At 62.3% G+C, this 21,146-nt stretch carries 14 protein-coding genes; 5 read left to right on the top strand and 9 right to left on the bottom strand.

All coding sequences use genetic code 11. From position 1 onward, the window contains the following. Nucleotides 1–18: 18 nt before the first annotated feature. Together B5E60_RS02685 and B5E60_RS02680 are read right to left on the bottom strand one after the other, a co-directional pair. Nucleotides 19–1,533 carry a RagB/SusD family nutrient uptake outer membrane protein gene (locus B5E60_RS02685; RefSeq protein ID WP_087309352.1) on the bottom strand — a complete coding sequence of 505 codons (1,515 nt, stop codon included), beginning with the start codon at nt 1,531–1,533 and terminating at the stop codon, nt 19–21. A 14-nt stretch (nt 1,534–1,547) separates the two neighbouring features. Next, nucleotides 1,548–4,700, bottom strand: coding sequence for a SusC/RagA family TonB-linked outer membrane protein (locus B5E60_RS02680; protein WP_087309351.1), 3,153 nt, complete (start codon nt 4,698–4,700; stop codon nt 1,548–1,550). A 493-nt stretch (nt 4,701–5,193) separates the two neighbouring features. Here B5E60_RS02680 and B5E60_RS02675 point away from each other — a divergent pair, with 493 nt between their 5' ends. The 5 genes from B5E60_RS02675 to B5E60_RS02655 all read left to right on the top strand — a co-directional run bounded on the left by B5E60_RS02675 (nt 5,194) and on the right by B5E60_RS02655 (nt 11,877). Beyond that, complete coding sequence (locus tag B5E60_RS02675) at nt 5,194–6,795, top strand: thiamine pyrophosphate-dependent enzyme (RefSeq protein ID WP_087309350.1); 1,602 nt, start codon at nt 5,194–5,196, stop codon at nt 6,793–6,795. A 16-nt stretch (nt 6,796–6,811) separates the two neighbouring features. After that, complete coding sequence (locus tag B5E60_RS02670) at nt 6,812–7,399, top strand: indolepyruvate oxidoreductase subunit beta (protein ID WP_087309349.1); 588 nt, start codon at nt 6,812–6,814, stop codon at nt 7,397–7,399. Beyond that, nucleotides 7,396–8,709 (top strand): aminotransferase class I/II-fold pyridoxal phosphate-dependent enzyme, encoded by a 1,314-nt coding sequence (locus tag B5E60_RS02665; RefSeq protein WP_087309348.1) that lies wholly within the window; start codon nt 7,396–7,398, stop codon nt 8,707–8,709. Before B5E60_RS02670 ends, B5E60_RS02665 begins: the two co-directional genes overlap by 4 nt. 18 nt (nt 8,710–8,727) lie before the next feature. Then, the gene (locus B5E60_RS02660) at nt 8,728–10,020 is read left to right on the top strand and encodes an acetyl-CoA hydrolase/transferase family protein (protein WP_087309347.1); all 1,293 of its coding nucleotides are present in this window, start codon (nt 8,728–8,730) and stop codon (nt 10,018–10,020) included. Nucleotides 10,021–10,215: 195 nt separating this feature from the next. Beyond that, complete coding sequence (locus tag B5E60_RS02655; protein WP_087309346.1) at nt 10,216–11,877, top strand: putative transporter; 1,662 nt, start codon at nt 10,216–10,218, stop codon at nt 11,875–11,877. Here the strand turns inward: B5E60_RS02655 and B5E60_RS02650 are convergent. The 7 genes from B5E60_RS02650 to B5E60_RS02620 form a co-directional block, all read right to left on the bottom strand. Continuing rightward, on the bottom strand, nt 11,846–13,225 hold the full coding sequence (locus tag B5E60_RS02650) for a mechanosensitive ion channel family protein (RefSeq protein WP_087309345.1): 1,380 nt from the start codon (nt 13,223–13,225) through the stop codon (nt 11,846–11,848). The genes B5E60_RS02655 and B5E60_RS02650 overlap by 32 nt on opposite strands. 37 nt (nt 13,226–13,262) lie before the next feature. Next, on the bottom strand, nt 13,263–13,763 hold the full coding sequence (locus B5E60_RS02645) for an NUDIX hydrolase (protein WP_087309344.1): 501 nt from the start codon (nt 13,761–13,763) through the stop codon (nt 13,263–13,265). Further along, a complete protein-coding gene (gene araJ, locus B5E60_RS02640) occupies nt 13,750–14,907 on the bottom strand; it encodes an MFS transporter AraJ (RefSeq protein WP_087309343.1) in 1,158 nt (385 codons plus the stop codon). Before araJ ends, B5E60_RS02645 begins: the two co-directional genes overlap by 14 nt. Before the next feature lie 185 nt (nt 14,908–15,092). Then, nucleotides 15,093–17,558, bottom strand: coding sequence for an OstA-like protein (locus B5E60_RS02635; protein ID WP_087309342.1), 2,466 nt, complete (start codon nt 17,556–17,558; stop codon nt 15,093–15,095). 3 nt (nt 17,559–17,561) lie between these two features. Beyond that, nucleotides 17,562–18,965, bottom strand: coding sequence for a peptidylprolyl isomerase (locus tag B5E60_RS02630; RefSeq protein WP_087309341.1), 1,404 nt, complete (start codon nt 18,963–18,965; stop codon nt 17,562–17,564). A 17-nt stretch (nt 18,966–18,982) separates the two neighbouring features. Then, nucleotides 18,983–19,921: a hypothetical protein gene (locus tag B5E60_RS02625; RefSeq protein WP_239403183.1), complete on the bottom strand. Its 939-nt coding sequence runs from the start codon at nt 19,919–19,921 to the stop codon at nt 18,983–18,985. 59 nt (nt 19,922–19,980) lie between these two features. Then, the gene (locus B5E60_RS02620) at nt 19,981–21,144 is read right to left on the bottom strand and encodes a CPBP family intramembrane glutamic endopeptidase (RefSeq protein ID WP_239403181.1); all 1,164 of its coding nucleotides are present in this window, start codon (nt 21,142–21,144) and stop codon (nt 19,981–19,983) included. Nucleotides 21,145–21,146: the final 2 nt, after the last annotated feature.

The following is a 21,146-nucleotide window of genomic DNA, read 5'->3' as shown; positions in this document are numbered from 1 at the left end:
GGTTTTTGCTGTTATCGGTTAGTATCCGGGATTCTGAGCCACTTCGGGGTTGATGTTGATCACCGAGATGGGGATCGGAAGCAGCACCTGCCACTCCGAAATCGGGCTGACCGTATAGTCGTACTCCGAGTAGAAGAGCTCCGAGGCGAAGAAGTTGTTGACCGTCGTGACGGCCGTGCCCCAGCGCATCAGGTCGAACCAGCGCTGGTTCTCGCAGGCCAGCTCCAGGCGGCGCTCCTTGCGCACGGCCTCACGGAAGAGGTACTTCGACGAGAGGTCTGTCGTCGTATAGGTGGCCACGCCGGCGCGCTCGCGGATCATGTTCAGATAACGCATTGCCTCGTCCGTCGGGCCCGACGTCTCGTTGATCCACTCGGCCAGCAGCAGCGCCACGTCGCCCACGCGCAGAATCGGCCAGTCCTTCTCACCGTCATACTCCGTGGTGATCGGCGAGAGGAACTTGTCACACCAGCGGGCCTCGACCGTCAGACCGGTCGTGGCGTTGTAGTAGCTCTCCTTCAGAGTTACCGCCTTGCGCTTGTCGGGATTCTCGGCCGTACCGTTGTTGTTGAAGGCCGACAACAGATCGTCCGACGGATAGTTGTAGTGCTTGGGCGAACCCATGATCACGTTGTTGCCGTTGTTCATCGGGCCGAAGAGCGTGCCGAACGGGCTGCCCAGGCCGACGTTGCCCGAGAGGTAACGCACGGCGAAGATGATCTCCTTGTTCATCTCGTTGTCCGTAGCGAAGATCCGGTCGTAGGGGACCAGATCGGCGCCGCTCTGCGGATTTCCGGCCGAAGCCAGCACCGAGCGAAGCAAATCGCCCGCCTTCATGTACTGCTCCGAGCCCACCTCATAGCGCGTCATGTAGACCTTGGCCAGCAGCCCCTTGGCGGCGGGCATCGTGGCACGCCCCTCATCGCCCGAAGCCGACGTTTCGGGGAGCATGTTGCGATCGATAATGGCATTCAGGTCACCCTCGATCAGCGCGTAGATGTCCTCCACGGGCGAACGCTGCATGTAGCGGGCCTCGTCGGCACCGGTCTTCTTCGTCACGAGGAACACCGGGCCCCACAGCCGCACCAGATTGAAATAGAGGTGTGCACGCAGGAACTTGGCCTCGCCCTCGTACTGGGCGCGCTGCGTGGGATCCTCCACCACGTCGAGGTACGAAATGACCTTGTTGGCGCGGTCGATGGCCGCATAGGCGGCATTCCAGTAGTTCTCGACCCAGGTGTGGGCCGTGGTGATAGTCCCCTGGTCGAGCTGCTCGATGAGCTTGGTATCCTGCGACGAGGAGCCGCTCACACGCATACGCGTGTTGTCCGAACGCAGCTCCGTGAGCGCCCACTCGTAATACATGACGTTGTGCAGGCCGTTGTAGGTGCCGATCACCAGGTCGTTGACCGCCGAGGCATCCGTCACGTACTCGTCGGCCGCAATTTCGGAATAGGGGTACTGATCCAGGTTGCAGGCGCCCAGAGCGAGCGTCAGGATCATCGAACCGATATATTTGAGCGTAGTTTTCATCTTCGTTCCGGGTGTTAGAAGTTAAGGTCGATGCCGAACGTGAAGGTCGACGTCAGCGGGAAGCCTCCTCGCTGGTAGCCGTCGATCAGCGGGCTGGCGTAGTTGCCCGAAGTCATGCGCGACTCGGGGTTGATGCCCTTGTAGTCGTCGCTCCACAGATAGAAGAGGTTCGAACCCGTCACGTAGAAGCGCAGGCCGTTCAAACCCAGCTTGCGGGCCGACTTCTTCGGCAGCGTATAGCCGACCGTCAGGTCGCGCAGACAGAGGTACGAGGCATCCTGCAGACCGAGGTCCGTGAGCATGATGTCGTAACCGTTCTTGGCGTAGGGGGTCTTGCCGTCGCCGCGGTGCGTATCGCTCACCCAGCGGTTCTCCATGTAGGCGCGGTTGTACTTGTGCGACTCGTTGTAGAAGACGTCGCCGTTGAAGACCGTCACGCCCTGCACGCCCTGCAGCAGGAACGACACGTCGAAATTGCCGATGCGGAAGTTGTTGGTCATGCCCCACGTGAAATCGGGATAGGGATCACCCAGCACCACGCGGTCATTGTCGTTCAGTTCGCCGTTTCCGTCGGCATCCCACAGCCGCAGACCGCCCGGCACGTCACCCGCAAAGTGCGGATTGGCCTCGATCTCCTCCTGCGAGTTCCATACGCCGATGCTCTTGAAGCCGTAGTACTGGATCAGCGGGTCGCCGACACGGGCGATGTAGCTTTCGGAGCGTTCGCCCTGGGTGATGACCTGCGCCTCGCCGCCGATCTCGAGCAGCTTGTTGCGCGTGAGCGAGAAGTTGACGGTCGTCGACCACTCGAAGTTCTTGTGGTTGATCTGACGCGTGTCGAGCTGGATCTCGACGCCGGCGTTGCGCACCTTGCCGATGTTGTTCCAGTAGTATTGGAAGCCGGTGAACGACTGCGTGGGCTGTTCGAAGAGCAGTGCACGGGTCACCGAATAGTAACCGTCGAAGGTCAGGGCGATCTTGTTGTCGACGAAGCCCGCATCCAGACCGAAGTTCCACTCGTCGGTCTGCTCCCACGTAATGTTCGAGTTGGCCAGCGTCGAGGAGGTGTTGGCCGAACCGGGGGTCAGGGATCCGTTGCCCGAGCCCGTGGGATAGTTGGCCGAATTGAGCACCTCGAGGGCGGCTACATAGTCGATGTTGTTGTTACCCGTCACACCGTACGAGGCACGGAGCTTGAGGTTCGAGAAGACGCGCTGCTCCTTCATGAACTGCTCCTCGGAGATGCGCCAGCCCACCGACACCGAGGGGAACCAGGCATTGCGGTTGCCCGACGAGAAGAGCGACGAGCGGTCGAGTCGCAGCGAGGCCGACAGCAAATAACGGCCGTCGTAGCTGTACGAAATACGTCCCAGATAGGATTCGAGCACCTCGTTCGGGTAACGGAAGGTTCCCGTACCGCTGCCATTGCCGTTGTTCTCGGAGGCCAGTTCGAAGATCGTGGCGGCGTTGAGCGTCTGGATGTTGTCCGTCGGGAAGCCCGTACCGCTCAGGGCCACGTTCTGCACGCGGGTCGACTCGGCCGTATAACCGGCCAGAATATCCAGGTCGTGACGGCCGAAGGTGCGGTTGTAATTGAGCGTGTTCTCCGTCAGCATGTCGACATAGAGCGAGCTGGTGAAGGTGGCCTCACTGGCCGTACCGTCCTTCGTTGCATTCTTGTTGGCGTAGCTGTACGAGGGGCGGTAGCGCACGTTCACGCCGTTCGAGGTCTTGAACTGAAGGCCCTTGCAGATATCCACCGTCAGATAGACGTTGGCCATGCCCTGGAAGTTCTCGTTCCAGCGCGTGGTGTTGGCCATCACGCTACGGGGGTTGTTGTTGGCCGAGTTGAAGGGCGACACGGCCGTCGTATTGTAGGTCGGGTTGCCATACTCGTCCGGATCGCCGATCGGCGCATAGAGATTGTTGAAGTGGCTGCCGCGGGCAAATCCCGTATAACCGGTCAGGGCCGTGGTCCAGGCGTTGTGGTAGACGGGCAGGAACGACGGTGTACGGTAGAAGTCGATGAAGTTGTTGCGCGGGCGCGAGGCCTTCTGGTAGTTGGCCGAGACGTTCACGCCGAAGGTAACGGCCTTCGACAGGTTGGCATCCACCTTCGTACGGAAGGTCACCTTCTGCACCTCGTTCTGCAACATGATACCCTGATCGCGGGTCCAGGCAGCCGACGAATAGTAGCGGATGTCGCGTTTGCCGCCCTGGACGGAGAACTGGGCATTGGTAACGCTGGCCACATCGCGCAGACCCTCGCGCTGCCAGTCGGTCGAACCGATATTCTGCTCGATCCAGGCAGCCACCTTGTCCTGCGTCTTGACGGCCGGACCTCCCCACGCGGCCTCCCTCTCCTGCCACTGGAGATACTCCGTGGCGGTCAGCAGGTCGTGGAGCCGGTAGGCCCACTTGACGCCCTGATAGAGTTTGACCGAATAGCGGGGCTTCTCGGACGAGCCGCTCTTGGTGGTGATCATGATCACACCGTTGGCGGCACGCGAACCGTAGATGGCGGCCGAAGCGGCATCCTTCAGTATTTCAATGGACTGGATATCCGAGGGGTTGAGCGTCTGCAGACCGTCGGGAACGGGATAGCCGTCGATGATCACCAGCGGCGAACTGTCGGCCGAGATCGAACCCGTACCGCGCACGCGGATCGAAGGCATGACACCCACCTCGGAGGTGGTATTGTTGATCGTCAGACCGGGGATCTGACCCTGAAGCGCCGTCGTAACGTCCGAAACGGGGCGGTCGGCCAGCACGCTGCCTTCGATCTTGGCGATCGAACCCGTCAGGTGGGACTTCTTCTGCACACCGTAGCCCACGACAACGATCGCATCGAGGGCCTCAGTTTCGGGCTCCATCTTCACATTGATCGTGGTCTGTTTGCCGACCTTGATCTCCACCGGCTTATAACCGACATACGAGAATTCGAGCAGCGTCTCCTCTCCGGGAACGGAGAGCGAATAGGAACCGTCGATACCGGTTGCGGTTCCGGTTGCCGGGGGGGGGTCCTTGACCACCACCGAGACACCGATCAGAGGGCCGTTCTCATCACTGACCACACCGCGGACCGTGATTTTCTGCGCATGGACAGTTGCCGAGCTGACCAGCAGAGCCAGCAGCATCAGCGACTTCAGCAAGTAATTTTTAGCCATAATGCAGTTTTAAGTATAGGTTAGTTTATTGATTATATGGCACTTACAAAGTCCCGAAATCACCCGTTTGGTCAACCAAACTGGATCACCAAACTGGTACACCAATTTCGAACCACGCACAAAGATATAGAAAAAAAGGTTAACTGACCAAGATTAAAACGAATTTTTTTGCCCTCCGGAACCATTTTTTTCTGAAGCATAAAAAAGCGGGGAATCAACACCCCTGAAATCCGATTGTCGGAGAGGAAACAGGTCGCTCCATCGCCCCGTTGACGCGGGAAATTCCTGCGAAGCGCAAGCCCCTGAGACACGAACAAAAGACCGGGCTCCGGACAAACGCCGACAGCCGTTTTACACATTTAAATAAAAAAGTTGACACTTCAGGTTATTTTTCATAAAACGGCACACCTTTTTAATAAATCGACGCGAAATATTGTCATTCTGCTGAAAATTTGTAACTTTGTAAAAACCGAAAACCAACCAACCGCGAACTATGCCAAAACGAGAACTCTTACTGGGAGACGAAGCCCTCGCACTGGGGGCCCTCCATGCGGGACTGTCGGGCGTCTTCGCCTATCCGGGCACGCCGTCGACCGAAATCACGGAGTACATCCAGGGCCACCCGCTGGCCGCCGAACGCAACGTCCACCGCACGTGGTCATCCAACGAAAAGACGGCCATGGAGGAGGCCCTCGGCATGTCGTTCGTCGGCAAACGGGCCATGGTCTGCATGAAACACGTCGGGCTGAACGTCGCCGCCGACGCCTTCGTCAACTCGGGCATGACCGGCGCCCACGGCGGTCTGGTTGTCGTGGTGGCCGACGACCCCTCGATGCACTCCTCGCAGAACGAACAGGACTCGCGCTTCTACGGGCAGTTCGCCCTCATCCCCACGTTCGAACCCTCGACCCAGCAGGAGGCCTACGACATGATCCGCACGGCCTTCGACCTCTCGGAAAAGTACCAGATTCCGGTGCTGATGCGCATGACCACCCGCATGGCCCACTCGCGGGCCGTCGTCGAGGTGGGAGAGCCGCAGCCCGAAAATGCATTGAGCTATCCCGAAAAGGCGCGCCAGTGGGTACTCATGCCCGGCAACTCGCGCGTGCGCTGCAAGGAGCTCATCGCCGACAACGAACGTCTGGAGCAGGAGGCCGCCGCGAGCCGCTTCAACCGCTACACGGAGGGCACGGACAAGCGGATGGGCATCATCGCCAGCGGCATCGCCTACAACTACCTGATGGAGAACTACCCCGACGGATGTCCTTATCCCGTGCTGAAGATTTCGCAGTATCCGCTGCCGAAGGCGCTCGTGCGGCGGCTGGCCGAGGAGTGCGGCGAACTGCTCGTCATCGAGGAGGGACAGCCCTTCATCGAGCAGGCCGTGCGGGGCGTACTGCCCGCACCGCTGAAGATCTGCGGCCGGCTGACGGGCGAACTCCCGCGAACGGGCGAGCTGACCCCCGACAGCGTGCGGGCCGCCCTGGGGCTGGCTCCGCATCGGGCACACGCCGCCAGTGAGGTCGTCGTGCCGCGTCCGCCCGCCCTGTGCCAGGGATGCGGACACCGCGACATGTACACCGCCCTGACCGAAGTGGTGCGCGAATTCCCCAACGGAAAGGTATTCAGCGATATCGGCTGCTACACGCTGGGCTGGCTTGCCCCGTTCCACGCCATCGACACGTGCGTCGACATGGGCGCCTCGATCACGATGGCCATGGGCGCCGCCTACGCAGGACAACACCCCTCGGTGGCTGTCATCGGCGACTCGACCTTCACCCACTCGGGCATGACGGGACTGCTGGACGCCGTCAACGAAGGGGCGAACATCACCGTTGTGATCTCCGACAACCTGACCACCGGCATGACCGGTGGACAGGATTCGGCCGGCACGGGACGCCTCGAACAGATCTGCACCGGCATCGGCGTCGACCCGGCCCACATCCGCGTGGTGGTGCCCCTGCCCAAAAACCGCGAGGAGATGAAACGCGTCATCCGCGAGGAGATCGCCTACCGGGGCGTCTCGGTGATCATCCCGCGCCGCGAGTGCATCCAGACGGCCAAACGCCATGCCGCCGCCAAGTACAGAAAATAAACCAAACCGCACAGAGATGAAAAAAGATATCATACTTTCGGGCGTCGGAGGACAGGGAATCCTCTCGATCGCCACGGTGATCGGCCGGGCCGCCCTCGCCGAGGGGCTGCAGCTCAAGCAGGCCGAAGTTCACGGCATGAGCCAGCGCGGCGGCGACGTGCAGTCACACCTGCGGATCTCCTCGTCAGAGATCCGCTCGGACCTCATCCCGCGCGGCGGGGCCGACCTGATCGTCTCGCTCGAACCGATGGAGTCGCTGCGCTACCTGGAGTGGCTCTCGGCCGACGGATGGGTGGTAACGAACACCGTTCCGGTCGTGAACATTCCGAACTACCCCGACCAGACAGCCCTCGAGGCGGAGCTTGCCTCGCTGCCGCACGTCGTACGGCTCGACGCCGACGCCCTGGCCCGCGAAGCCTCGTCGCCGCGTTCGGCCAACATGGCGCTGCTGGGCGCCGCCGCCCCGCTGCTGGACATCGAGCCCGCGAAACTCGAAGAGAGCATCCGTACCATCTTCGCCCGCAAGGGCGAGGCGGTGGTCGAGGCCAACCTCGCGGCCTTCCGTGCGGGGTACGAAACCGCCAAAAAACAGGCCGCACGATGAACGCACCCTACGACCGCTTGTATCTCGAATCGGCGCTGAAGCAGATGGACATCGCCGACATCGCCCGGGCGACGATCCGCCAGTCGGGCGACATCGCCCGCATCATGGAACGCGCGACGGGCGAGGAGTTCATCCATCTGGAGATGGGTGTTCCGGGGCTTCCGCCCGAGCAGGTGGGCATCGAGGCCGAACGCCGGGCGCTGGCCGAAGGGGTCGCCTCGCAATACCCGAACATGTACGGACTGCCGGAGCTGAAAGAGCAGGCCGCACGCTTCATCAAGGCCTACCTCGACGTGGAGATCTCGCCGCGGGGCTGCATCCCGACGGTCGGCTCGATGCAGGGGAGCTTCACCGCCTTCCTGATGTGCTCGCAGCTGGACTCCGCACGGCGCAGAATCCTCTTCATCGACCCGGGCTTCCCCGTCCAGCGGAGTCAGGTGCACATCCTCGGCATCCCCAGCGAATCGTTCGACATCTACGACTACCGCGGCGAAAAGCTCGGTCCGAAACTGGAAGGCTATCTCGCGCAGGGCGACATAGCGGCCATCGTCTACTCGAATCCGAACAACCCCTCGTGGGTCTGCCTCACGGAGGAGGAGCTGCGCACGATCGGCGAACTGGCCACACGCTACGATACGATCGTCATCGAGGACCTGGCCTACCTCTGCATGGACTTCCGCAAACCGCTCGGGCGCCCCTTCGAGGCGCCCTATCAGGCGACGGTGGCCCGCTATACGAAGAACTGGATCGTCCTGATCTCCGGATCGAAGATCTTCAGCTACGCCGGACAGCGCATCGCCGTGGCGGCGATCTCCGACACGTTGTTCCAGCGCGAATACGAGGCGCTGCGCCAGCGCTACGGCATTGCCCGGCTGGGCGACGCCTACGTGCTGACGTTCCTCTACGCCGCCTCCTCGGGCACGAGCCACTCGGCGCAGTATGCCCTGGCAGCGATGTTCCGCGCGGCGGCCGACGGCCGGCTGGATTTCGTCGGCGAAACGGCCGAATATGCCCGCAGGGCCCGGCTGACCAAGGAGATCTTCCTGCGCCACGGCTTCCGCATCGTCTATGACAAGGACCGCGAGGAGCGGGTCGGCGACGGATTCTTCTACACGATCGGCTACGGCACGATGACGAGTGCCGAGCTGCTGAGCGAACTGCTGCTGTGCGGCGTCTGCGCCATCTCGCTCTCGTCGACCGGCAGCCGTCAGCACGGCATCCGCGTCTGTGTCTCGCAGATGAACCGCCCCGAACAGTTCGAACTGCTCGACAAGCGCCTCAAGGCCTTTGCCGAAAACCACCCGCTGTAAGCGAAAATTCAACCTGCCATGCAATACACGACAGCCGCGGAGGCGGTAAAACTCATCCAACCGGGCCAGAGCGTCTACATCCAGGGGAGCACGTCGATCCCCGAGGTGCTGGTGGCCGCCATGGCCGACCGCGGAGCGGAGCTGCGCGGCGTGAAGCTCTACTCGGCCTTTGCCGTCGGGGCCCACGAGGCCCCCTACTGCCGTCCCGAATACCGCGAATCGTTTCTCGTAAACAGCCTCTTCGTGGCCAACAACATCCGCCGCTGGCTGGCCGACGGCTACGGGCAGTCGATCCCGGCCTTTCTGGGCGAAATCCCGGGGCTGTTCCGCGACGGCACCCTGCCGCTCGACGTGGCGCTGATCAACGTCTCGCCCCCGGATGCCGAGGGTTACTGCTCGTTCGGTATCTCGGCCGACCTGGCCGTCTCGGCCGTGGAGTGCGCCCGCACGGTGATCGCCCAGGTCAACCGGGCCATGCCCTTCTCCTACGGCGACGCCGTGATCCACTCGTCGCGCTTCACCGCGGCCGTGGAGGTCGACTCCCCGCTGGTAGAGGTCCCGACGGCCGTACCGACAGAGACCGAACTGCGCATCGGACGCGCCATCGCCGAGCTGATTCCCGACGGCGCCACGCTGCAGATCGGCGTCGGCGGCATCCCGAATGCCGTGCTCGGCGCGCTGAAGGACCACAAGCACCTCGGTCTGCACACCGAAGCGATGACAGACGGCGTGCTGCCGCTGCTGGAGAGCGGCGTGATCGACAACTCGCAGAAGGTCGTCATGCCCGGCACGACGGTAGCCTCGCTAGCCCTGGGCTCACGCCGGCTGTACGACTACATGGATTACCGCAAGGATCTGGTGATGAAGGACGTGGCGTGGACCAACGATCCGTTCCGCATCCGTCAGAACCCGAAGGTCATGGCCATCAATTCGGCCGTGGAGGTCGATCTGACGGGACAGGTCTGCGCCGACTCGGTCGGCGAGCGCATCATCTCAGGGGTCGGCGGACAGCACGACTTCATGTACGGCGGCGCCCTCTCGGAAGGGGGCAAGACCTTCATCGCCATGCCCTCGATGACGCCCAAGGGCGAGTCGAAGATCAAGGCGCTGCTGACGCCCGGCGCCGGCGTGGTCACCACGCGCCACATGATCCAACACGTCGTCACGGAGTACGGCGTGGCCCATCTGCGCGGCAAGAACCTCGCCGAACGGGCCCGGGCACTGATCGCAATCGCCCATCCGTCGGTGCGCGAGGAGCTGGAGCGTGCCGCCGTCAAGCGCTACGGATACTCGTTCCTGCGCATCCGGTAGGCACCCCGTTCCACCCAGCCACAGAGCCCGGCCTTCTCGCGAAAGCCGGGCTTTTTGCAGGTCAGAATACAGACCCTTCGGTCAAAACGCGCCTCCCGGGCTGCACTTTTCCGGCCGAAAAGGCGGCAAAAAGAAAAATTTGACCTACTTTTGCACCGTTTTCAAACCGCATAACCCGCTCAAGACCCGCACAAGATGGAATGGTTCAAGGATCTGCTCTTCGAACCCTCGGCCCTGCAGGCCGTGGTGGTCATCTCGCTGATCTCCGCACTCGGAATCGGACTGGGCAAGATCCGCATCATGGGAATCTCGCTCGGCACGGCCTTCATCTTCTTTGTGGGCATTCTGGCCGGCCACCTCGGGCTGAAGCTCGATCCGGCGATGCTGACCTATGCCGAGAGCTTCGGCCTGATCATCTTCGTCTATGCCTTAGGGCTGCAGGTGGGCCCGGGCTTTTTCAGCTCGATGCGTTCGGAGGGGACGCGGCTCCTCTCGCCGGCCATCGTCCTGATCCTCATCGGGACGCTCCTGGCTGCCGGTCTGAGCTACGCCTTCGGCATCCGCATGTCCGACATGTCAGGCATCCTGTGCGGCGCGACGACCAACACCCCGGCACTGGGTGCCGCCCAACAGGTGCTCAAGCAGCTGGGCATGGACGACAGCGGCGCCGCGCTGAGCTGTGCCGTGACCTATCCGCTGGGCGTCGTCGGTGTGATTCTGGCCATCGCCTTCCTGCGCAAACTGTTCGTCCGGCCGTCGGACCTGCCCGGCCCCGACGCCGAACACCGCAAGAACGTCTTCATCGCCAGCTACCACATCACCAATCCGGCACTCTTCGGCAAGAGCGTCCATGACATCGCCCTGCAGAGCCACCACCACTTCGTCATCTCGCGCGTATGGCGCAACGGGCAGGTCTCGATCCCCACGTCGGACAAGACCCTGCAGCAGGATGACGTCATCCTCGTCATCACCACCCCGGCCGATGCCGAGGCGCTGCGGATGATCTTCGGCGAGCAGGAGAAGAAGGACTGGAACAAGGAGAACATCGACTGGAACGCCGTCGACAGCCAGCTCATCTCGCAGCGCATCCTGGTCACCCGGCCCGAAATCAACGGCAAGAAGCTCTCGCAGCTGCGTCTGCGCAACAACTACGGCATCAACATCAGCCGCGTCTACCGTTCGGGCGTACAGCTGCTCGCCACACCCGACCTGCGGCTGCAGATGGGCGACCGGCTGACGGTCGTGGGCGAGGCCCAGGCGATCCGCAACGTCGAGAAGATTCTCGGCAACGCCGTCAAGAGTCTCAACGAACCCAACCTCATCTCGGTATTCGTCGGTCTGATCCTCGGACTGACGCTGGGCAGCATTCCGGTCTCGATCCCCGGCATCTCGATCCCCGTCAAGCTGGGACTGGCCGGCGGCCCGATCATCGTCGGCATTCTGATCGGCACGTTCGGACCCCGCCTGCACATGATCACCTACACGACGCAGAGTGCCAACCTCATGCTGCGCGCCCTGGGGCTCTCGATGTATCTGGCCTGTCTGGGTCTCGACGCCGGGGCGCACTTCTTCGAGACGGTCATGCGTCCCGAAGGGGCGCTGTGGCTCGGCGTGGGATTTCTGCTGACCTTCGTGCCGGTGGTGCTGGTCGGGCTCTTCGCCCTGCGGGTGATGAAGGTCGACTTCGGATCGGTCGCAGGGCTGCTCTGCGGCAGCATGGCCAACCCCATGGCGCTGAACTATGCCAATGACACCATCGAAGGCGACAACCCGTCGGTCTCCTACGCCACGGTCTACCCCGTCTGCATGTTCCTGCGCGTGATCATCATTCAGGTCCTGCTGATGATGACCCTTTAGAGGGCGAATCCTCCGCATCCGGACGGTCGGAATCATTCGCCACGGGGGCATCCGCGCCCGGATCCCCGGCAGCATCATCCCCCTGCAGATAATCGCCCAACGCCGCAACGTCCGACCCCGCCGGACTCTGGAAGACCCGCAGCCCGAATTCGGGAATCACCGCCAGCACATGGTCGAAGACATCCGACTGAATCCCCTCGTATTCGGTCCATACCACCGTATCGGTAAAGAAGTAGAGCTGAATCGGAATACCCGTCTCGGTCGGCTGCAGCTGACGGACCATCAGCGTCATCGACTTGTTGACCGGGACCTCCGCCTCGAGATAACGCACCAGATAGGCGCGGAAAACACCCAGGTTGGTCTGGTGCAGGCCGTTGATCTTCCGCTCGCCGGGGGCGATGCCGTGGGCGGCGTTGTAGGCCTCGACGCGCTGTTCGGTAAGGTCGATGTAGTCGCGCAGCAGGTCGATCCGCCGGAAACGGGCCAGCATCTCCGGCGTGCAGAAATGGACGCTGGTCATGTCGATCGACACCGAACGCATGACGCGCCGCCCGCCCGAAAGCTGCATGGCATGCCAGTTCGTGAAGGAGTCGGTCGTCAGCAGGTAGGGAGGCAGCATGGCCAGCGTGTTGTCCCAGTTGCGGATCTTGACCGTCGTGAGCGAGACCTCCTCGACCGTGCCGTCGGCACCGTACTTCGGCACCGAGATCCAGTCGCCGACCTGCAGCATGTTGTTGGCCGAGAGCTGGATCCCCGAAACGAAGCCCATGATGCTGTCGCGGAAGACCAGCATCAGCACCGCCGCCGAAGCGCCGAGCCCCGTCAGCAGCTTTACGGGCGACTTGTCGATCAGGATGGCGACGATCAGGATGACGGCCACGATCGTAAAGAAGCCCTGGGCCGTCTGCCGCAACCCCTTGATGGGTTTGTTCTGCCAGTCGGGGCGCAACGAGACGATGTGGAAGGCGGCACACAACAGCGCATTGATCAGCCGCAGGAAGGTGAAGACGATGAAGACCTGCATCATGCGCAGTACGACGATCCGCCCGACGGACTGTTCGTCGAAGATCACCGGCAGCACGGCCGTCAACAGCACGGCGATCACCACATGACACGAACGGTTGAGCACCGGGACGCTGAACAGACGGTCGTCCCACTTCACACGCGTACGCTCGACCAGCCGCCGGATTCCCCGCACGACAATCAGTTGCAGAAAGAGGTCGATGAGCAGGGCCGCCAGTACGACCAAAGCGAAGGCCGCCCAGCGGTCCATCGCATCGCTGGAGGACGACGTCACGCCCAACCACTCGAGCAGGGCGTGCGTCCAACGTTTCAGAAGAGCTTGCATGCCCTTCTGCGACGCAATTACCGCGCCGAAACGGGTGCTATTTCAGGATTCGGGAAACTTCGCCCTCGAAATTGGGCGTAAAGACCCCGCGGCCCAGGTTGTCGAGGATCTCCCGGGGCGACCAGAAACGTCCGCCGTCAAGCTCCGCGCTCGGGTGCACCTCACCGTCGTAGACCGTGCGGAAGACGTGGACCAGTTCGCGTTCGCGTTCCGAACGGAATTCGTAGACCGCAACCTGCTCGGGTTGGAAATCGGCGATTCCCAGCTCCTCGCGCACCTCGCGCCGCAGCGCCTCGTCGATCGTCTCGCCGTAGTCGACATGGCCGCCGACGGCCGTATCCCAGCGTCCGGGCTGGATGTCCTTCCACAGCGGACGCCGCTGCAGGTAGAGCTCCCCGCGCGAATTGAACACATGGAGGTGCACCACCGGGTGCAGCAACATCGAACCGCCGTGGCACTCGCCGCGGGTGGCGCTTCCGACAACCCGTCCCGAGGCATCGACCACCGGGAAGAGCTCCTTCTGATTATCGTGTGGCATGACGAGGGAATTTATGGATATAGACGGCAATGACAACCATGCCCAGCAGCGTGAAGAGGGCGCCGGGCAGTGTCGTATATTCGTACCCCAGACCGCGTTCGATCGGCAGTCCGCCGATGTAGGCTCCGAGGGCGTTTCCGAGGTTGAAGGCCACCTGCACAAGGGCGGCACCGAGCATTTCTCCGCCGCGCGAATTCTCGAGGATCAGCAACTGCTGTGGCGACGAGACACAGAAGAGGCATCCCGTCGTGACACACATCAGCGCCACGGCCAGAATCGGCATGCGGGCCCCGAAGAAAATCCCCACCAGGGCCAACGTCGCCACGGCCAGCGTGCAGCGCACGACCCGTTCGGGCGAGAAGCGGTCGGCATAGTGGCCGCCGATCAGATTGCCGGCAAACATGCCGAAGCCCGCAAGCATGATCAGCAGCGTCAACCGATCGGGCAGGAATCCTGCCGTATGGATCAGCAGCGGGCTGACGTAGCTGTACCAGCAGAAGATACCGCCGTTGCCCAGCATCACCGAGGCGAGCACCAGCCACGGTCCGGCATGCTTCAGAAAGCGGAACTGCCCCTTGAGGCCCGTATCGGGAAGCGGCGGGAGCGCCGGCACCCAGAGCCGGACGAGCAGTGTGGCCACGGCGCCCCAGACGGCCACGATGGCAAAGGTGGCCCGCCAGGTGACCGCCCCGCTGATGAAGGTTCCGAGCGGCACGCCAAACAAGTTGGCGATGGTCATGCCGACGACCATGATCGAGACGGCCTCGGCCCGGCGGCCCTCGTCGGCCACCCGTTCGGCCACGATCGACCCCACGCCGAAGAAGGCTCCGTGGGGAAGTCCCGAGACGAAGCGCATCAGCAGCAGCGTCCAGTAGTTCGGGGCCAGCGCCGCGCAGGTATTGCCGAGGATGATCAGCGTTGTCAGCGCCAACAGGATCTGTTTCAGGGGGCGTTTGCGGGCCACGAGCACCATGAGCGGCGCACCGAAGCAGACCCCAAGCGCATAGGCCGAGATCAGATGTCCGGCCATAGGGATCGAAACACCGAGGCTGCGGGCGATATCGGGCAGGATGCCCATCATCACGAATTCCGACATTCCGAGCGCCAGCGTACCAAAGGCCAGAGCGATAAGACTCTTTTTCATCGAACGGATTCTCTCACTAACCGGCCGCAAAAGTAACGAAAAAAGGAAGAAAGCGTTCTTCGCCCTCTTCCTTTTTTTCAAATTTTTCACAAACTCGGCGAGCCTGTTCGATTCCGCCCCGGTCGGAATCGTACTGCGCCCCGACTCCCGGTTTGCAGTTCACGGTCCCCGGCATCGGCTCCCGGTCAGAGCTCGGGACCCGATTCGCGCGGCTGACCCACCTCGTAGCCCAGCGCGTGCATCCACTCCACGGTGGCCGGATCGACCAGATCGTTGCGGTCCGACCAACGGTCCTGTTCGATATAGAGTTTCTTGCGCTGTTCGAGCACCTGCTGCAACGGGAAGGAGGGATGCGGCAACCGCGACTTCACGCTGCGCTGCGAGGGCCGGATCCTACGGTCGAAGACATCCGTCTGCGACGGGCGCCGCGAACCCTCCCACTTGAAGCCCTTCAGATAGAGATCCTGATCGGCCGGAATCTTCTCCATCGGGTAGATGTTCCACACGGGATCCTTGCGGTAGACGATCGTCACGATCTGCTTGTCCTCGATGAAGAACGAGCAGTCGCCGCTTTCGATGACCCCCATGCCCGTGATCTGGGGCGGTTCGCCGTCCTGCATGTAGTAGATCGTCTGGGCATTGCCGTTCACGTCGTCGCGGTAGATCTCGTTGTCGCGGAACCAAGCCGTCATCTCCTTGCCGGCCACCTGGTTATAATGGGTCGTATCGAGCTGCGAGACCATCATCGGGCTGCCGACGAACTCCGCATGGGTGATCTGCTGGTTGGCCGTGTAGATGTCCATCACGTCCGAAGTGATCTGGTTGGACTGGTTCCAAAGCACGGGATTGATATAGAGGTGAATCGTCGAGTCGGTGCTGATGGCCGTCATCGAGTCGCACACGGCCTGGAAATCCGACCGGAAGACCCGCACGTTGCGGAAGCCCTTCATCAGACGGTAGATCGAGTCAGCCGGTGCGGCCAGCGAGTCGATCGAATCGGCAGGAATCACCATCGCCGCCGAGTCCGCTGCGGCCAACGAATCCACCAGACGCATCATCAGCGAATCCTGTTCGCGGATATTGCGGTCGATCTGTTCCTGCAACTCCTGCAGCGCAGCCAGATCCCCCGGATCTATCGGTTTGAGTTTGCCCTTGCGGGCCGCCCGCGCCTGCCGGGCCTTGAGTTTTGATTCGGCCTTCAGCCGCTGTGCCTTCAGCCGCGCCTCTTCGCGCTCCTTCTGGGCCAGCAGTTTGGCCGTAGCCTTCTCCTGCCGTTCGGCTGCGATCTTGGCCAGCAGCTCCTTCTTGGCCGCCGCCTTTTTGGCCTTCTCCTCGGCCCGGGCCTTGCGTGCCTGCTCCTTGAGGTAGGCCTTGCGGGCATCCCCGACCAGCGTATCGAGCGGATTGACCGGCGCGGCCGTCAGCGAGTCGGTCCCCGTCCGCAGCGAATCGGCCGCCTCGGGAGATTGGGTCGAGTTGCGCCGCTCGGCACCCTCCTGCAAGGCCGGAGGAACGGGACGCCCGAGCGAATCCAGTTGCGGCCGCCGACTCTGCCGCAACGAATCGCCCTCCGAAAGCGCCCCCTGCCCGGCGTGTGCCAGCGAATCGGACTGCACGCGCGCCAGCGAATCGGCCAAAGCCCGGACTGCGGCGGCCGCCGCCTCGCGGCGCTGCTGCGCCTCGTTGATCGTAAACAGATACATCGAGTCGGCCCGCATGAAGAGCGAGTCGCCCTGCGAAAGGTCGTAGCTCACCACAGCCGGGCGCCGCGTCAGGAAGGCATTCCCGGGCTCCTTCCAGTATTCACCGTAGTCGCCGAAGCCGATCACCTTGTGCTCCGTATCGTCCAGCTGCAGGTCGCGGCGCATGATGACATGGTTCTTCGTGCGGTAGTAGTCGATGCTGTCGCTCCAGATCTCCTGCTTCTCGGTCAGGATGTAGCCGTTGCGCGTGATGATGTAGAGCGTGTCCAACTTCTCATAGGAGCCCCGGTCGGCATAGAGGTAGTCGCCGTCGCGGTTCCAGATGTTCGTCTGCTCGAAGAAGTAGGCGTTGTCCGTGGCCATATTGTAGACCACCGAGTCGCCCTTGAGTTCGTACTCGTCGTTGCGCATCTCAACCTGATCGACCGCCACCAGATCCTTCGTGTCGGCATAGTAGTAGCCGCGCACCGCCTCGAGCAGATTCTCGCGGTTGGTCAGCACCCCGCCGTCGGCAAACTCCCCGACATTGGTCTTCGTATTGAAGAGGAATTTATAGGTGTAGAGCGTGGCGTCGCCGTCGACCACCTTCACGATGTCGGAATAGACCCGCGCCTCGTTCACGTTGCCGTCGTATTCGGCCCGGTCCCCGTAGATGTAGGTCGTATTCTTGTTGATGAGCACGTTGCCGAAGAACTCGATGCGCATGTCCGAGTAGCGCACCGCCGAGTCGCACGTGATGACGGCGCCGTTGTGCTGCGCCGCGAAGTTGCCCACCAGAAAGACCACCGAATCCCCCGGAGCCACCGGCCCCATCAGATCCGACTTCAGGTCGATGAGCTTCTTCTCGCCCTCCTGTTCTTCAGCCGCACCGGGCGCCTGCATGCCGCTGCGGGCCGTCACCACGGCGACGGCCAACACCACGGCGGCTATGGATACAAGCCTGCGCACGGCCTATTTCACCCAATGTTTGTTTTCGAACTCCCCGTTGCGGAACTCGGGGCTGATGTAGACATACATGGCGTCGATCTTCTTCGAGAGCCACTCCCGGAAGACGCGGTTCTGCTTGTCCTGCAGGGCCATCTCCTCCAGCCGCAGGTAGTCCTCGTTGAGCGAAGCCGTATGGGTCGGGATCACCTCCACCAGTTTGACGATCTTGGCCATCTGGTTGCCGAGCATGTCTTCGGTCAGATAGGCATCCGACACCTCGCCGGGCTTCAGCCGCTGCAGGGCGTTGTAGTCATCGAGACTCTTGAAGCGGCCGAAATCCTCCTTGAGGAACTTCGTCACCGTCAGTTTGGCATCGAAGGCGTTGAAACGCTCCAGGATGTCGTGGTTCGAAACGATGCCGCCGTTCATCTTCGACGAAGCGTCGTCCGAATACTTCAGCGCGGCCTGCTCGAAGGTGATCGAGTCCTTGTGGATCAGATCGGCGATGCTGTCCAGCAGGTTGAGCGACTCGCCCAACTCCTCCGACGTATAGACCGGACGCAGCAGGATGTGGCGGAAATGGTACAACTGTCCGCGCTTGTCGAGCATCTGGATGATGTGGAAACCGAACTGCGACTCCACCACCTCCGAGATCTGTCCGGGCTTCATGTTCTCGAGCGCCGCGGCAAACGACGCATCGAGACTCGCCAGCGGCGAAGGATCCATCTCTCCGCCCCGCATGGCCGTGCCGTCCTGCGAATACATCCGGGCCAGGTTCTCGAACTTCGCGTTGCCCGTGATGACGCGTTCGCGCATGTCCAGCAGCCGTTCGCGGGTGCGCTGCTTGGCCGCCGTCATCGACTTGGGGAACTTCGTGATCTGCGCGTAGACATACTGGTCGGCGATGGTCGGCAGACTGTCGCGCGAGATCGACTTGTAGAAGCGCTCGACCTCGCCCGGGATCACCGTCACCTTGTTCATCACCTCGCTCTGCATCGACTGCGCGTAGGCCTGCTCCTCGTAGCGCTGGCGCATGATCTCGCGGATGTTGAAGATCGGCATGTGGTGTTTGGCCTCCAGCGCCGGAATCGAACCCTCCATGTCGACCATCTGCTGCACCTGCTCCTCGACACGCGACACGATGTCACCCTGGTTGATCGTCACCGAGTCGATCTGCCCCTGGTTGTAGAGCAGTTTCTGGGTCAGAAGCGCCTCGAGCGCCTCGTTCATCGGGTCGCGGTCCGACGTGTAACCCTCCTGGCGGCGCTGCTCGACCAGCTGCCGGGCATAGTCGTCCACCTCCGAGTAGAGGATCGACGATCCGCCCACCACGGCGACCACCTTGTCGAGCATCACCTCACGTTTCTGGGCCAGCGCTCCGGCAAACAGCAGCGCGAGAGCCACGGCCAATATCCCTTTTTTCAACATCTTGTCCTGGTTTCTTGTTATCGTTTAGCTTCGTTTTCGTTATCGGTCCCGCCGTCGGGCGTCTCGTCGGTGAGCACCTCGGACGGATTCCGCTTGCCGCCGAAGATCTTCACCTTACCCTCCTCCTCGGCCCGCCGGAGCAGCTCCTCCTCGTGCTGACGGATGATCTCCCCCTTGCGCTGGTTGAAGAGGATGCGGCGGATGTTGCTCCGCAGGCGTTCGAGCGGAATGGGCTCGCCGACCCGCATCACGGCGTCGATCTGGAAATAGTAGCGGCTGTGGCTGTCGCGCATCTCCTGCACGGCCGTCGAGGCGAGCACCGAATCGTAGTTCTGCGAGCGCAGCGTCGGCAGGTAGCTCAGGAACTCCGGAAAGTCGATCCACTGCTGGCGGAAATCGCTGACCGTAAAGTTGTTCTTCTCGCAGATGTCGCTGAAATCCTGCTGCTGGACCCTGTTCTTCGAGGCCATCAGCATCTTGAGCTTGGCAGCCTGGCGGTAGCCGGCCGCAAACTGCACGATACGCCCCTTGACGATCGTCCGGTCGAGTTTGAAATCGCCCTTGTGGGCGTTGTAGTAGGCCGCGATCTCCTCTTCGGTGAAGAGCGTGTCGATCGAACGGTCGACGTAGTGCTGGTCCAGCTGCTTGATCAGCAGCGCCTGCCGGTACTCCTCGACCATCTTGTCGATATCACCCGCCGACGAGGAGAAGAGCGTCTCGGCCTCCTTGAGCTTGAGCTGTTTGACGATCCAGCGGTCGACGTAGAGCTTCATGAAGGCGGCGCTGTCGTCGCCCGACAAACCCTTGGGGACCACCGAACGGACATCAAGCATGCGCAACTCCTTGCCTCCGGCCCGGGCAATGGTCGTGTCGCTGGCAAAATAGCGCGGCAGCTCCCGGCAACCCGCCAGGAGCAACACACCGGCCGCGACCGTTATTTTCGCACGCCAATTCATTTTCCAAAGGGCAAAGATAGGTTTTTTACTCGTAAGTAACGCACTTTGCGGGCGGAATATTACGCCTCGGCGGGATTTTTCTCCGCCTCCTTCATCCGCCGCAGCGTGCGGACCATCATCCAGCCCGAGAGGGCCGAAAGGATCACCGCCGCCCCGTAGATCACCCCATAGAGGGTGTGGTTCTGCACCAGATCGATCAGCAGCGTGGAGGTGTTCTCGCCGGGGGTCACGAAGAGGATCATGAGCAGATAGGCCGCGGCATTGTTCAGCGCATGGAGGAGCATCGAGGGCCAGAGCGAATCGGTGGCCAGACAGACGTAGCCGAGCACCAGTCCGACGACCGTGGCGCTGACCACCTGGACGGGCTGCAGGTGCAGCACCCCGAAGAAGAGCGACGAAACGAGCCAGGCCACCGTCACGCCGTAGCGTTCGCGCAGACTGCCCAGCACCACGCCGCGGCAGAGCAGCTCCTCGAAAACGGGGGCCAGCACGATCAGCGAGACCATGGTCCACAGGCCGCGTCCGACCTCGAGCGAGACCTCGGGCAGCAGGCGCAGCAACGGCTCAAGGACGACACCGACGGCAAAGATCAGCACGAAGGCCCACAGCAGCAGGGTCGGGTTGAGTCCGCGGATCGAGAAGCGGGCCCAGCGTCCGCGTCCCCCGCGCACGTGCCGATAATAGAGTACGCCGCCCAGCGTCACACACATCGAGACGAAATAAAGTACGGCCATGATCTTGCCGACGACATCCTGCGTCAGGGTCGAGGCATCGCCGCCGTAACCCATCGCCACCAGGACGAACCGCCCCAGAACCCCGACCAGGATCTGGGCCACGAAGGCGATTCCCAGCATGGCCAGCAGATCGCCGAAGGTCGGGAAACGGCTCCCGCCCGGTTTCGGTGCTCCGGCCTGCGACGCATTGCAGCTCCCCGCCTGCGACGCACCGGCGGCCTCGGAGGCCCGGCCCGCATCCGTGACACCGGCAGCTCCAGCACGCCCGGCGGCTTCGGCCGCTCCGGTGCTCTCGCGCTCCGGCGTTCCGGCGGCACCCGCCGTCTCAGCCGCCCCCGCAGTTTCGGCCGCCTTCCCAGTATTGGCCGCGCCCCCAGTTTCGGCCGCTCCGACACCCGGGCCGGCCGCTCTTCCGGGAGTCTCCGTCCGGGACTCCCCCTGTTGCTTGTGTTCGTTCATCTCCTGCATGACGTTTTCCATCTGATCCATTG

Origin of the sequence: Alistipes sp. An116 (assembly GCF_002161005.1) — a bacterium.
Taxonomy (GTDB): Bacteria; Bacteroidota; Bacteroidia; order Bacteroidales; family Rikenellaceae; genus Alistipes; species Alistipes megaguti.
Note: the sequence above shows the minus strand (reverse complement) of the source record. Positions and strands in the feature narration are given on the sequence as shown.